12 protein-coding genes are annotated in these 14036 nt (G+C 69.2%); 5 read left to right on the top strand and 7 right to left on the bottom strand.

Annotation, left to right across the window (positions count from 1 at the left end):
• Positions 1–77: 77 nt before the first annotated feature.
• The 5 genes from QQK83_RS09420 to QQK83_RS09400 all read left to right on the top strand — a co-directional run bounded on the left by QQK83_RS09420 (position 78) and on the right by QQK83_RS09400 (position 6665).
• Positions 78–2714 (top strand): TRAP transporter permease, encoded by a 2637-nt coding sequence (locus tag QQK83_RS09420; RefSeq protein ID WP_284263632.1) that lies wholly within the window; start codon positions 78–80, stop codon positions 2712–2714.
• 23 nt (positions 2715–2737) lie between these two features.
• Positions 2738–3169: a universal stress protein gene (locus tag QQK83_RS09415; protein WP_284263631.1), complete on the top strand. Its 432-nt coding sequence runs from the start codon at positions 2738–2740 to the stop codon at positions 3167–3169.
• Between the two features lie 5 nt (positions 3170–3174).
• A complete protein-coding gene (locus tag QQK83_RS09410) occupies positions 3175–4494 on the top strand; it encodes an aspartate aminotransferase family protein (protein WP_284263630.1) in 1320 nt (439 codons plus the stop codon).
• The gene (locus QQK83_RS09405) at positions 4491–5273 is read left to right on the top strand and encodes a beta-keto acid cleavage family enzyme (RefSeq protein ID WP_349816223.1); all 783 of its coding nucleotides are present in this window, start codon (positions 4491–4493) and stop codon (positions 5271–5273) included. Before QQK83_RS09410 ends, QQK83_RS09405 begins: the two co-directional genes overlap by 4 nt.
• A gap of 69 nt (positions 5274–5342) precedes the next feature.
• A complete protein-coding gene (locus tag QQK83_RS09400) occupies positions 5343–6665 on the top strand; it encodes an MFS transporter (protein ID WP_284263629.1) in 1323 nt (440 codons plus the stop codon).
• 7 nt (positions 6666–6672) lie between these two features.
• On the opposite strand, the gene QQK83_RS09395 is transcribed toward QQK83_RS09400, so the two are convergent.
• Genes QQK83_RS09395 through QQK83_RS09365 form a run of 7 tightly spaced genes read right to left on the bottom strand, consistent with a single transcriptional unit; the run spans position 6673 to position 13966 of the window.
• Entirely contained in the window at positions 6673–8097 is a 1425-nt protein-coding gene (locus QQK83_RS09395) for a M20 family metallopeptidase (RefSeq protein ID WP_284263628.1), read from the bottom strand.
• A 15-nt stretch (positions 8098–8112) separates the two neighbouring features.
• Complete coding sequence (locus tag QQK83_RS09390) at positions 8113–9105, bottom strand: M14 family metallopeptidase (RefSeq protein ID WP_284263627.1); 993 nt, start codon at positions 9103–9105, stop codon at positions 8113–8115.
• Entirely contained in the window at positions 9102–9980 is an 879-nt protein-coding gene (locus tag QQK83_RS09385; protein WP_284263626.1) for an N-formylglutamate amidohydrolase, read from the bottom strand. The genes QQK83_RS09390 and QQK83_RS09385 overlap by 4 nt, the downstream gene beginning before the upstream one ends.
• The gene (locus QQK83_RS09380; protein ID WP_284263625.1) at positions 9977–10975 is read right to left on the bottom strand and encodes an ABC transporter ATP-binding protein; all 999 of its coding nucleotides are present in this window, start codon (positions 10973–10975) and stop codon (positions 9977–9979) included. The genes QQK83_RS09385 and QQK83_RS09380 overlap by 4 nt, the downstream gene beginning before the upstream one ends.
• Complete coding sequence (locus tag QQK83_RS09375) at positions 10972–11952, bottom strand: ABC transporter ATP-binding protein (RefSeq protein ID WP_284263624.1); 981 nt, start codon at positions 11950–11952, stop codon at positions 10972–10974. The genes QQK83_RS09380 and QQK83_RS09375 overlap by 4 nt, the downstream gene beginning before the upstream one ends.
• Entirely contained in the window at positions 11949–12992 is a 1044-nt protein-coding gene (locus QQK83_RS09370) for an ABC transporter permease (protein ID WP_284263623.1), read from the bottom strand. The genes QQK83_RS09375 and QQK83_RS09370 overlap by 4 nt, the downstream gene beginning before the upstream one ends.
• Entirely contained in the window at positions 12989–13966 is a 978-nt protein-coding gene (locus tag QQK83_RS09365) for an ABC transporter permease (protein WP_284263622.1), read from the bottom strand. The genes QQK83_RS09370 and QQK83_RS09365 overlap by 4 nt, the downstream gene beginning before the upstream one ends.
• Positions 13967–14036: the final 70 nt, after the last annotated feature.

Genomic DNA, 14036 nt, shown 5'->3' with positions numbered 1-14036 from the left:
GGAGGGCAACACGGCCCCGGGCGGTATCGGATCGCCCGGGGCCCTTTTCGCAAGGGGCGATGGTCGGGGACAGGATCATGAGTGAGCAGGAGCCGCGCACGGGGCGCCAATTCAGCGACGAGGACCTGCAGGATCTCGTCGCCTCGACCGACAGCGGCGCGCGCAACCCGCGCAACCGCACCGTGGCGCTTCTGATCGCCGGGCTTGCGCTGATGTGGTCGCTGTTCCAGCTCTGGATCGCGCAGCCGCAGCTGTGGTTCGCGCAATACCTGCCGGTGATGAACTCGACCGAGACGCGGCCGATCCACCTGTTCTTCGCCATCGTGCTGGCGTTTCTCGCCTATCCGGCGCTGAAATCCTCGCCACGCGACCGGGTGCCGCTGACCGACTGGGTGCTGATGGCCGTGGGCGGGTTCTGCACCTTCTACGTCTTCTGGTTCTCCGACACGCTGGCGATGACCGCACGCTCGGGCCTGCCGACGCAGGCACAGGTGATCATCGGGGCCATCGGCATCGTGATCCTGCTCGAGGCGTCGCGCCGCGCGCTCGGCCCCGCGCTGACCATCGTCGGCGCGCTCTTCCTGCTTTATGCCTACATGGGGCAGGGCTGGTTGATCCCCGACCTGATCGAGCATGAGGGGTTGAGCTTCACCGCGCTGATCAACGCGCAATGGCTGGACACGGGCGGTGTCTTCGGCATTCCGCTGGGGGTCTCGACCGCCTTTGTCTTCCTCTTCGTGCTGTTCGGCTCGCTGCTCGATAAAGCGGGCGCGGGCAATTACTTCATCAAGCTCGCCTTCGCGGGGCTTGGACATTTGCGGGGCGGCCCGGCCAAGGCCGCCGTCGTCGGCTCGGCCATGACCGGGCTGATCTCGGGCTCTTCCATTGCCAACGTGGTGACGACAGGCACCTTCACGATCCCGCTCATGAAGCGCGTGGGCTTCACCAGCGAACAGGCCGGGTCGGTCGAGGTCGCCTCTTCCGTCAACGGCCAGATCATGCCGCCGGTGATGGGGGCCGCGGCCTTCCTGATGGTGGAGTTCATCGGGATTTCCTATGTCGAGGTGATCAAGCACGCCTTCATCCCGGCGGTGATCTCCTACATCGCGCTGATCTACATCGTGCATCTGGAGGCGCTGAAAAAGGACATGCCCGCGCTGGGCGAGGCCAAGTCCTTCGTCGGGATGCTGGTCAAGTTCTTCATCGGCTTCGCCGTGGCCGGCGCAGGCTTCACCGCGCTGATCTACGGTGTGGGCGCGCTGCGCGGCGCGGTGCCGGACCTGACCGGGCCGATCATGATGACGCTTCTGGCGGCGGTCTACGTCTCGCTGGTGGCCATCGCCGCCCGCAAGCCGGATCTTGAGGTCGATGACCCCAATGCCGAGAAGATCGAGCTGCCGCAGGTCAAGGACATCTACGCCACCGGCCTGCATTACATCCTGCCCATCGTGGTGCTGGTCTGGTTCCTGATGGTGGAACGCCAGTCGCCCGCGCGCTCGGCCTTTTTCGCCACGGCTCTGATGATCGGCATCATCGCCACGCAGCGCCCGCTCAAGGCGCTGTTCCGGGGGCAGGGCGCGCAGATGGCGGCCGAGTTCAAGGCCGGGCTGATCGACCTGCGCGAGGGGCTGATCGCGGGGGCACGCAACATGATCGGCATCGGCGTCGCCACGGCGGCGGCGGGGATCATCGTGGCGACCGTCACGCGCACGCCCATCGGCACCGAGCTGGCCGGGCTGGTCGAGCAGCTGTCGGGCGGGGTCCTGTTCATCATGCTGGTTCTGGTCGGCCTTTTCTCGCTCATCCTCGGGATGGGGCTGCCGACCACGGCCAATTACATCGTCGTCTCGTCGCTCATGGCCTCGGTCGTGGTCAGCCTCGGCGCGCAGGAGGGGCTGATCGTTCCGCTGATCGCCGCGCATCTCTTCGTGTTCTATTTCGGGATCATGGCGGATGTGACGCCCCCTGTGGGGCTGGCGAGTTTCGCCGCCGCCGCGGTCTCGGGGGGCGATCCGATCAAGACGGGCTTCACCGCCTTCTTCTACTCGCTTCGCACCGTCGCCCTGCCGTTTCTCTTCATCTTCAACCCGACGCTGATCCTCTATGGTGTCGACCTCGGGACATGGGAGGGCATCCTGCAGGCGGTCTTCGTCTTCGTGGTGGCGACCTTCGCCATGCTGCTTTTCGCCGCCGCGACGCAGGGCTATTTCCTCGCCCGGTCGCGTATCCACGAAAGCGCCGCGCTGCTGCTGGTGGCCTTCACGCTCTTCGTGCCGAATGTCTGGCTCAACATGGTCCAAGACCCGTTCCGCACGCTGGACGGAAGCCGGTTCGAGACCGTGCTGGCCGAGGTGCCGGAGGGCGAGCGCCTGCGCCTGTTGATCCGGGGGCCGGATTTCAACACCGGCGAGACCGCCGAGACGACGCTGGTGGTCGATGCGACCGGCGCGACCGGGGCCGAGCGGCTGGCCAACACCGGCCTGTTGCTGCTGCCCGAGGGCGAGGTGATGCGCCTTGATGAGCCGATGTTCGGGACCGAGACCGCCGAGGCGCTGATCGACTTCGACTTCTACGCCGACGCGCCCGTGACGCTGGCCTCGATCCAGGTCGCGCAGGACCGGATGCCGGCGCAGGTGTTCTACATCCCCGCGCTGCTGCTGCTGGGGCTTGTCGTCGTGCTGCAGCGCCGGCGCCAGACCAAACCCGCCTTCTGAGACCACCGCAAAGGGACGATCCCATGTTCAAGACGGTTCTCCTGCCCATCGACCTCTCGGCGCCGCCGAGCTGGTCGCGCGCCCTGCCCGCGGCGCTGCGCCTCTGCGATGCCGAGGGGGGCGTGCTGCACGTGCTGACGGTCGTGCCCGATTTCGGCATGTCCGTGGTGGGCAGCTTCTTCGAAAGCGGTTTCGAGGAAAAGGCGCTGCACAAGGTCGGCGAGGCGATGACCGCATGGGTGGACGCGCATGTGCCCGACGCGGTCGAGGTGCATCCGCATGTCATGCACGGGCGGGTCTATGACCAGATCATCACGGCGGCCGACCGGCTGGATGTCGATGCCATCGTCATGGCCTCGCATACGCCCGAGCTTTCGGATTACCTGCTGGGGCCGAACGCGGCGCGCGTGGTGCGCCATGCACGGCAATCGGTCTTCGTGGTGCGGGGGGAGTGACGGCCATGGGTCATGTGTTCGGACGCGGCGCGGCCGCGCTTCCCACCGCGGTGCGCGGCGAGGGGTGTTACCTGTTCGATGCCGAGGGGCGCGCCTGGCTTGACGGCTCGGGCGGCGCGGCGGTCTCTTGCCTCGGGCATTCGGACGCCGATGTGCGCGCGGCGATCCATGCGCAGCTCGACCGTGTCGCCTTTGCGCATACCGGGTTCTTCACCTCGGACCCCGCCGAGGCGCTGGCCGATCTGCTGGTCGAACATGCGCCCGAGGGGATCGACAGGGTCTACCTGCTGTCCGGCGGGTCCGAGGCGGTGGAGGCCGCGATCAAGCTCGCGCGGCAATACGCGCTTGAGACCGGGCAGCCCGAGCGCCACCGCCTGATCGCGCGGCGACAAAGCTACCACGGCAACACGCTGGGCGCGCTGGCGGCGGGCGGCAACGCCTGGCGGCGCGAGAAATACGCGCCGCTGCTGGTCGAGACCCACCATATCGCGCCCTGTTTCGAATACCGCGAGCGCCGCGAGGACGAGACGCCCGAGGCCTACGGCCACCGCGCCGCCGATGAGCTGGAGGCCGAGATCCTGCGCCTTGGCCCCGAGAGCGTGCTGGCCTTCATCGCCGAACCCGTCGTCGGCGCGACCGCCGGGGCGGTGCCGCCGGTGCCTGGCTATTTCAAGCGCATCCGCGAGATCTGCGACCGCTACGGCGTGCTTCTCATCCTCGACGAGGTGATGTGCGGCATGGGCCGCACCGGCAGCCTGTTCGCCTGCGAACAGGACGGGATCGCGCCCGATATCCTGACCATCGCAAAGGGGTTGGGCGCGGGTTACATGCCCATCGGCGCGATGCTCTGCACGGCCGCGATCCATGACGCCATCGCGCAGGGCTCGGGCAGTTTCCAGCATGGCCACACCTACCACGGCCACCCGCTTGCGGCAGCGGCGGGCCATGCCGTGCTGCGCGCGCTGATCGACCGCGACCTGGTCGCGCGGGTGCGGGCGCAGGGCGCGACGCTGGAGGCGGGCCTGCGGGCGCAGTTCGGGCAGCACGCCCATGTCGGCGACATCCGGGGCCGGGGGCTGTTCCGGGCCATCGAACTGGTCGAGGATCGCGCGACCAAGCGGCCCTTCGACCCGGCGCGCAAGCTGCATGCCCGCGTCAAGGCGGCGGCGATGGAGGAAGGGCTGATCATCTATCCCGCCGGTGGCACCGTGAACGGGCGCGACGGTGACCATGTGCTGATCGCGCCGCCCTTCATCATCGAGGATGCGCAGATCGACGAACTGGTCGGCAAGCTGGGCCGTGCCGTCGAAAGGGCGCTTGCGTGACCTCGCGGCTGGCGGTGCTGCCGCGGATCATGCTGGCCCCCAACGGCGCGCGGCGGCTGACGCGCGACCACCCCGCGCTGCCCCTGAGCATCGCCGAGACGGTGGAGGCCGCCCGCGCCGCCCATGCCGAAGGGGCCGAGGCGCTGCATGCCCATGTCCGCGACGAGGCGGGGCGGCACAGCCTTGACGCCGGGCTTTACCGCGAATTGATCGCCGAGATGCGCCGCGCCCTGCCCGACATGCCGGTGCAGATCACGACCGAGGCCGCGGGCCTGTTCGGCCCCGAGCTGCAGCGGCAGGTGGTGCGCGAGGTTCTGCCCGAAGGGGCCTCGGCCGCGCTGCGCGAGCTTTGGCCGGGTGCGGGGCCCGACCCCGAAGCGCAGGGGTTCTACCACTGGGCCGCCGAGGCGGGCATCCCGATCCAGCACATCCTGTTCGACGTGGCCGATGCGCGGCGCTTTGTCGAGCTGGTCACGCGCGGCGCGCTGCCGGGGCCGCTGCAGTGCATCTTCGTGCTGGGTGCCTATGCGCCGCCGCGCATGGCGCAGCCCGCCGATCTGTTGCCCTTTCTGAGCGTGCTTGCGCCGCTCGGGGCCGCGGTCGACTGGGCGGTCTGCGCCTTCGGGCGCAACGAGGCGGCCTGTCTGCGCGAGGCCGACCGCCGCGGTGGCAAGCTCAGGATCGGGTTCGAGAACAACATCCACCGCCCGGACGGGACCCCGGCCGAGGACAATGCCGCGCAGCTGCGCGCGCTGGTGGCCCGGCTCGGCAGCGACTGACGGCCCGACAGCGGCGGTTGTCCCGCAGGGTGGTGGCCAAAGGCCACCGATGCCGGTTACGCTGCGGGCATGGTTCGTCAGATCGTGCCCGTCTTCGCGCTGCTTCTCGGCTCCGCCCTCCTGCTGTTCGCGGGGGGGATGCATGGGCTGATCCTTCCGGTGCGCGGGTCCATCGAGGGGTTTTCGGCCAGCGCGCTGGGCCTGCTGGGGACGGGATGGGCCGTCGGATATGTCGCGGGTTGCCTGATCGCGCCGCGGCTGGTCGGCATGGTCGGACATATCCGCACCTTCGGCGTGATGTGCGCCATGGCCGCGGCCGCGGTCCTGCTTCAGGCGCTGATCGTCGAGACCTGGGCCTGGATCCCGGTGCGCGCGGTGTCGGGCTTCTGTTTCGCCGGGGCGGCGATGATCGTGGAAAGCTGGCTGAACGACCGGGCGCAGCCCGGCACGCGCGGCACGATCTTCGGCATCTACACGATGGTGAACCTCGTCGCGGTGACCGCGGGGCAGATGGCGATTTCGCTCGGGGATGCCTCGGGGTTCGTCTTCTTCGCCGTGGCCGCGATCGTCTATTGCCTTGCGCTGGTGCCCACGGCGCTTTCGACCTCGGCCTCGCCGGCGCCGCTGACCTCGGTGCGGCTGGACCTGCCCGCGCTCTGGCGCAACTCGCCCGTCGCCGTCGTGGCGGTGTTCCTTGTCGGCATTTCCAATGCCGCCTTCGGCACGCTGGCCGCGGTCTATGCCGACCGTGTGGGCCTTGCGCTGACGGCGATCGCGCTGTTCGTGAGTATCCCGGTGCTGGCCGGTGCGCTGGCGCAGATCCCCATCGGGCTGGCGAGCGACCGCATGGATCGGCGCAAGGTGCTGCTGGCCACGGCGGTGGTGGCGCTGGCGGCCGATCTCGCCTTCGTGCTGCTGCTGCCCGAGGGGCGGCTGTTGAACCTGCTTCTCGTGGGGGCCTTCGGGGCGGCGATCTTCGCCATGTATCCGATCATCGTGGCCCATGCCAACGACCACGCCCCGCCGGGCACCTCGATCCAGGTATCGGGCGGGCTGTTGATGGTGTTCGGGCTGGGGTCCATCCTCGGCCCGCTGGTGGCGGGTGTCGCCATGACCGAGCTGGGGCCGGGCGGCTTGTTCCTGACCACCGTCGTGGCCCATGTGCTGATGATCGTCTTCACGATCTGGCGCATGGCCGTGAAGGCCGCCGTGCCCGAAGACCAGAAGACACCGTTCCAGATCAGCGTTCCCGCCCGCGCCGCCACGCCCGAGACCGCGGCCCTGTCGGCGGGCGAGGACGAGGCCGAGCCGCTGGAGGCGTCGGAGGAGGATGCGCCGGGCGATGATCCCGCGCCGGAGGAGGGCGCAGGGCCGGAGAGCGCCGACCGGTGACCGCCGCTCAGGTCGCGGTCGGGCGCGGCACCAGCGGCGGGGGGTGATCGGCGGGCATCGGGCAGGTGTAGGGTGTCATGGCAAGGCGCGCGGCGTGCTCGGCCTGCGCCTCGGCCAGCCGGGCGGGATCGCTGCAGAGGATCTGCGCGACCCGCCCCATCGCCTTGGCGGCATGGACCATGCCCTTGTGCGCCGCGCCCGACAGGCCCTGCGCCGTCATCTGCCAGCTGTGCAGCGGCGTGCCGATGGCCGCGGTGGCGACCAGGACCTCGGTCGTCGGAACCTTCCACGTCACGTCGCCCACGTCGGTCGAGCCGATCAGCACCTCGCCGCCGGGCCGCATCGGCACCACCCAGTCACACAGCACCGCGTCGCTGGGCGGCTGGTTCACCACCGACCATTCCGCCGCGATATCGGCGGGCGAAAGCGTCGCGCGGATGCGCGCGGCATAGGCGCGGTCGGCGTCGTCGAAGGGCACGCCGCCCAGCTCGTCCAGCGCCTCCTGCATGATGCGGTCCATCGTCAGGTTCTCGAAATGGTTCGAGACGGCGGCGAACATCCTGGCCTCGACGGTGGTCTCGGTCATCAGGGCGGCACCCTCGGCCACCTTCTTCACCCGTTCCACGAGCGCCAGCATCTCGTGCAGCTTCAGCGCCCGGATCGAGTAGCGCACCGAGGCGCGCGACTGCACCACGTTGGGCGCTTTCCCGCCCGCGTCGAGATAGGCGTAATGGATGCGGGCATCGCTCGGCATGTGCTCGCGCAGGTAGTTCACGCCGACCGACATGAGTTCCACCGCGTCCAGCGCCGAGCGCCCCAGATGCGGCTGCGCCGCGGCATGGGCGGAGCGGCCGGAGAAGTGGAAATCCATCCGCGTGTTGGCCAGCGACAGCGGATCGTCCACGCGGGTCATGCCGCCGGGGTGCCATGTCACGGCGGCGTCCACGTCGTCGAAGGCGCCGTCGCGCACCATGAAGGTCTTGGCCGCGCCCCCCTCTTCGGCGGGGCAGCCGTAGTAGCGCACGCGCCCCGGCGTGCCGGTCGCCTCGAGCCAGTCCTTGACCGCGCAGGCCGCCAGCATCGCCGCGGAGCCGAGCAGGTTGTGGCCACAGCCGTGACCCGGTGCGCCCTCCTCCAGTTCCTGCGGGTGGTCGAGGCCCGCGACCTGGCTGAGGCCCGGCAGCGCGTCGTATTCGCCGAGGATGGCGATGACGGGGCCGCCTTCGCCCGCCTCGCCCATCACGGCGGTGGGGATGCCGGCCACGGCCTCGGTCACGCGGAAGCCCTTGGCGCGCAGCATGGCGGTGTGTTCGGCGCAGGAGCGGTATTCGCCGTAAAGCGTTTCGGGCATGGCCCAGACACGGTCGGCCAGACCGGTCAGGTCGTCCTTGTGACGCTCGACGAGGGTCGGGATTTCGGATGTGTTCTGCATGTCGGTCCCAATGTCTCAGCCGTCGACCGGTTCGGCCAGCCGCACGGCGGTCTTGCCGCGCCAGAGCCTGCGGGACGGCATGATCAGCACCGTCACCGGATGCGGCGCGCGGATCTCGGTCGGCCCGTCATGGCCGATCAGCGTGCCCTCGGGCAAGACGTCCAGCCCGCTCCAGTCCTGCGCGAAGCGGAAGTCGTCGGTCTGGATCGTCACCGCGCGGGAGACCTGGAAGAACCGCATCGGCGCGGGTGCGGGGCGGCTGGCCATCCAGTCCGCGCCGAGATCGGGTGCGGTAGCCCCGGTCGCCCGCAGGAAGCGGATCGCGGTTTCCATCGCCGCGCCCTCGGCCGCCGCCTCCCAGTGCTGGCCGCATTCGACGAGCATGGCGTTCCGGGGCGAGGCCGGGTCGGAGAACCCGCCGTAATCGCGCATCCGCATCCCCTCGGCATGGCCGTGGTCGTTGATGACAAGGTCGGGGTAGCCCACGCTGCGTGCAAGCTCGCGCCCCTTGGGCCTGAGCCCCGCGATGGTGAGAGGCGCGCTTGGGGTCTGCATCGAATGGATGTCGAGCAGCAGATCGACCGTGTCGAGCCAGGGCCGGATTTCGCGCGCGCGGCGCAACTCCTCGGTCAGGGGGCGGTCGGGGTCGTCGAGCACGGCGGGCGACCAGAGGCGGTTGAAATCCTCGTCGATCCAGCGCGAGGCGTCGGGCACCGCCGGGTCGAAGGCTTCGTGTGCGGCGACATTGACGAAGGCGAGCGACAGCTTGCCCCGCACCGGCCGCACTTCCTGCCGCATCAGCCAGTCGAGCGTCAGCGCGCCGCAGGGCTCGTTGCCGTGGACGATGGCGGTGAGCGCGACATGCGGGCCGGGCTGGCCGCTGTCGAAGGTCCAGACGTAGGGGATGCCGTGGGTGCCCGCGGCATAGGGCGTGATGTCGGGCGGGGTCAGTTCGACGGGGAAGGGGTTGGGCAGGCCGGTGGCCGATCCTTTCTTCGGTGCGGTCATTCTGCGGGCGTCCTTTCGAGGCGGGCGGCGACATAATCCGAGAGGTGCAGCGCCAGAGCGCCGAAACACGCCTTCAGCGGCGCATAGCCCGCGTTCGGCTCGCGCGTCGCCTCGTCCATGTAGAGCTTGCGGTTGACCTCGATCTGCATCGAGTGGCGGCCCTGCGCCGGATCGCCATTGGCGCGGATCAACTCCATCCCCTTGTAGGGGTCGTTGACCGCGACCGAGTAGCCGCGCGCTTCGAGAAAGGCGCGCACGGTTTCGGTGAAACCGGCCTCGCAGGCGGTGCCGTCGCGGTCGCCCAGCACGAAATCGGGCCGGGGCGTGCCGCGTGCCTGCGTCGACATGGCCGAGGCGACCTCCTGCATGGAATGGCAGTTGACGTGCCACACGGACCCCCAACGCGCATGGCTGGCATCGAGCAGGGCGCGCAGCCGCGACTGGTAGGGGTGGTGGTAGCGCGCGACGCGGGCCGCGACCTCTGCGGCGGTCAGGCGGCGGGTGTAGAGCGGGCCACCGGCGGGCGGCACGCGCGTCCAGCACAGGCCGATGCCGAGTTGGCTTTTCACCGTCGGGTTCAGGGGCGCGGGATAGGCCCCGTCGATCTGCGCGGGGTCCATGTCGTCGGGGGCGCGGTTGGCATCGACGTAGGAGCGGGGGAAATGCGCCTCGAGCAGGACGGCGCCCGCCGCGACGGCGCCCTCCCACAGGTCGGCGACATGTGTGTCCTCGGCATGGCGGAGCGTCAGGGGATCGGCGGCATGGTCGAAATCCGCCGGGTAGTCGGTGCCGGAATGGGGGCTGTCGAAGACGAGGGGCAGGGCCTGCGTCTCGGCCCCGCGGACGGTCAGGACACCGGGAAGGTGAAGGGTCATTCGGTTCCCCCGTCATGCAGGTGGCAGGCGGTGCTGTGGCCGCCTTCGGTGATCACGCGCGGCACCTCGCGGCGGCAGCGGGGGCCGGCCATGGGGCAGCGCGGGTGGAAATGGCATCCGGGCGGCGGGTTCAGGGGCGAGGGGATCTCGCCCTTCACGGTGCGGAAGGCCTGCCGCCCCGCGCCCAGCCGCGGCACCTGGTCGAGCAGCGCCTGCGTGTAGGGGTGGCGCGGCCCGTCGAACAGCGCGCCCGTGGGCGCGATCTCGACGATCCGGCCCAGATACATCACGACCACCCGGTCGGCGATATGTTCCACGACGCCAAGGTCATGGCTGATGAAGAGATAGGTCAGGTCCAGATCGCGCCTGAGGTCCTGGAACAGGTTGATCACCTGCGCCTGGATCGACACGTCGAGCGCGGCGATGCTCTCGTCGCAGATCAGGAACTCGGGCTGCACCGCCAATGCGCGGGCGATGCCGATGCGCTGGCGCTGGCCGCCGGACATCTGGTGCGGGTAACGCTGCGCGAAGCCCGGATCGAGGCCGACCTTTTCCAGCAGCGCCGCGACATAGCCCGACATCGCGGCCCGCGTGGTCAGGCCGTGGTAGACGGCGGCCTCGCCCACGATCTCGGCGACCTTGAGGCGCGGGTTCAGCGAGGACATCGGGTCCTGGAAGATCATCTGGATGCGCAGCCGCTTGGCGCGGGCCTCGGCGCTGGTGGCATCGGTGATGTCGGTGCCCTCGAACCGGATCTCGCCGTCCGAGACGGGCAGAAGCCCCGCCACCATGCGCCCCAGCGTGGACTTGCCGCAGCCGCTTTCGCCCACGAGCCCCACGACCTCGCCCCGCTCCACGGAGAAGCTGGCCGCATCGACCGCGTTCACGCAGGTCTCGCGCAGGTCCGCGCCAAGGCGGCGGGCAAGGCGTTCGACCCCGTCGAGCTTCTTCTCGAAGCGGCGCGAGACGGCGTGAAGCTCCAGCATCGCGGTCATGCCGCGCCCTCCGCCGTGACGCCCGGATGATGGCAGCGCAAGCTGCGCCCCGGCCCGGCCCCGGTGATCTGGGGCGCGGTCACGCGGCAGCTGTCGGAGGCGCGCGGGCAGCGCGGGGCAAAGGCGCAGCCTTCGGGCAGGTTCGCCATGTTGGGTGCCATGCCGGGGATCTGCGTCAGCCGCTCGCCGCGGCGGCCATGGCCGGGGATCGAGCCCAGAAGCCCCTCGGTATAGGGATGGCCGGGGGCGGTCAGCACGGCATCGGTCGGCCCGCTTTCCACGATCCGGCCCGCGTACATGACGGAAATCCTGTCGGCGAGCCCGGCCACCACGGCAAGGTCATGGGTGATCCAGATCAGCGCCGTGCCGGTCTCGCGAGCAAGCTCCTGCACCTCGGCGAGGATCTGGCTTTGAATGGTCACGTCCAGCGCGGTGGTGGGTTCGTCCGCGACGATCAGGTCGGGGCCGTTCAGCAGCGCGATGGCGATGGCGACGCGCTGGCGCATGCCGCCGGAAAACTGGTGGGGGTAGGCCTCCAGCCGCTCGGCGGGCGAAGGGATGCCGACGCGGGCCAGCGCCTGCACCGCGCGGTCGCGGGCGGCGGCGGGGCTGACACGCTCATGGGCGCGCACGGCCTCGACCATCTGGGTCTCGATCCGCAGGACGGGGTTCAGCGTCATCATCGGGTCCTGGAAGATCATGGCAATGCGATTGCCGCGCAGGCCCCGCATCTCCCGGTTGGAGAGTTGCGCCAAGTCCTGCCCCCGGAACAGGATCCGCCCGCCCACCACGCGCCCCGGCGGATCGACAAGGCGCAGGATCGAAAACCCGGTCACCGACTTGCCCGAGCCGCTTTCGCCGACAAGGCCCAGCACCTCGCCCGCGTCCAGCGAGAAGCTGACGCCGTCCACGGCTTTCACGACGCCCGCGTCGGTGAAGAAATGCGTCTGCAGGTCCTGCACATCCAGAACGGTCATCGCGTGAGCCTCGGGTTCAGGGTGTCGCGCAGCCGGTCGCCGACCATGTTGATCGAGGCGACGATCGCCAGAAGCGCCACGCCGGGATACATGCTCATCCAGTATTGCCCCGAGAGCATGTAGCCGTAGCCGTTGGAGATCAGCAGCCCGAGCGAGGGCTGGGTGATCGGCACGCCCACGCCGAGGAAGGACAGCGAGCTTTCCAGCACGATGGTGTTGGCGACCTGCACGGTGGAAATGACGATCAGCGGCGGGATGCAGTTGGGCAGGAGATGCCCGAAGACGATCCGCCGCGCCGGAAGGCCGAGGCCGCGGGCGGCGTCGATGTAGTCCTTGCGCGCCTCGGACAGGGCGGTGCCGCGCACGGTGCGGGCGTAATAGGCCCATTGCACGATGATCAGCGCGATCACGATCTTGTCGAGCCCACGCCCGAAGGCCGCCATCAGCATCAGCGCGACAAGGATCGAGGGGAAGGAGAGCTGGAAATCCACGATCCGCATCAGGATCGCGTCGGTCCGCCCCCCCGCCCATGCCGCGTAGATGCCCACGACGACGCCGATGGCCATGGCCGCGAGCGTGGCGAAGATCGACACCGACAGCGACACGCGCAGCCCGTAGAGGATGCCCGACAGGATATCGCGCCCCTGCTCGTCCGTGCCGAGGTGATAGGTCATCGAGCCGTCGAAATTGGTCGAGCCGGGCGGTTGGCGGCCGTCCATGATGTCGAGCTGGCGCAGGTCATAGGGGTTTTGCGGCGAGATCTCGGTGGCGAAGATGGCGAGGACCGCGAGCACCAGAAGGCTTGCCGTTGCGACGTAGGCCGAGGGGCCCGAGAAGAACTTGCGCGCGCGTCCGCGCAGCAGCCCCGCGGCCAGCACGATCAACCCCGCCAGCAGCACGATCCGCGCGGGCAGAAGTGCCGCGCCCTCGACCGTCAGCAGAAGCGCGAGCGAGGCCGCGACGCCAAGGCCCGCGGCCATGTTGATCCGGCGCCAGCGGTCGCCGGTCGGCAGGGTCATGGCGGTCTCGGGCGCGCTCATGCCGCGCCCCCTTTGACGCGGACGCGCGGGTCGAGCAGCGTGTAGATCACGTCGACCGCGAAGTTGATGATGATGAATATGATGACGGTCAGCATCAGGTAGGAGACGATCACCGGACGGTCGAGCGTCAGGATGCTGTCGATCAGCAGCTTGCCCATGCCGGGCCAGGCGAAGACGGTTTCGGTGACGACCGCGAAGGCGATCATCGAGCCAAGCTCGAGGCCCAGAACCGTGATGATCGGGATCATGATGTTCTTGAGCACATGCACGAAAAGGATGCGCGTCTCGGACAGGCCCTTGGCGCGGGCAAATTTCACGTAGTCCTGCACCAGCGCCTCCTGCGTGCCGGCGCGGGCCAGCCGCGTGACGAGCGATGCCTTGTAGAGCGCGAGGGTCAGCGCGGGCAGAAGCATGTGTTGCAGCCCGTCGGCGGTGAAGATCGACAGGCGCATGCCCAGCACCTCGACCGTGTCGCCGCGACCCGTGGAGGGGAGCCATTGCAGCTCGACCGCGAAGATCAGGATCAGCAGCATCCCGACCCAGAAATTCGGCAGCGAGAAGCCGAAGATCGAACCGGTCATGATCGCGCGGCCCTGCCAGCGGTCGGCCTTGTATCCCGCGTAGACGCCGAGCGGCACGCCGATCAGGACGGAAAAGATCAGCCCCAGCGCCGCAAGCTCCAGCGTCGCGGGCATGTAGGAGATGATCAGCTGCACCGCCGGTTCGCCATGAACGAAGCTGCGGCCAAGGTCGCCTTGCAGCGCGTTGCCGACGAATTTCAGGAACTGCACGTAGACCGGTTGATCGAAGCCGAAGCGCGCCATCGTCTCGTCGATCTCGGCGGGGGTGGCGTCGGGCGAGATCAGGATGTCGACCGGGTTGCCGATCATGTAGACGCCGAAGAACACCACGACCATCATCGCGGCCATCACGAAGACGGACTGGGCAAGGCGTCTGAGCAGGAAGACGAGCATCGCGGATGCGTCCCGTGGGCTTGGGTGTCGGGAAAGGCCGCGCAGGCGGGTGCCCGCGCGGCCCTTGGGT

Origin of the sequence: Roseicyclus amphidinii (genome assembly GCF_030163755.1) — a bacterium.
In the GTDB taxonomy this organism is placed as follows: Bacteria; Pseudomonadota; Alphaproteobacteria; order Rhodobacterales; family Rhodobacteraceae; genus Roseicyclus; species Roseicyclus amphidinii.
The sequence above is the reverse complement of the archived record's forward strand: the minus strand, read 5'-3'. Positions and strand labels throughout refer to the sequence as shown.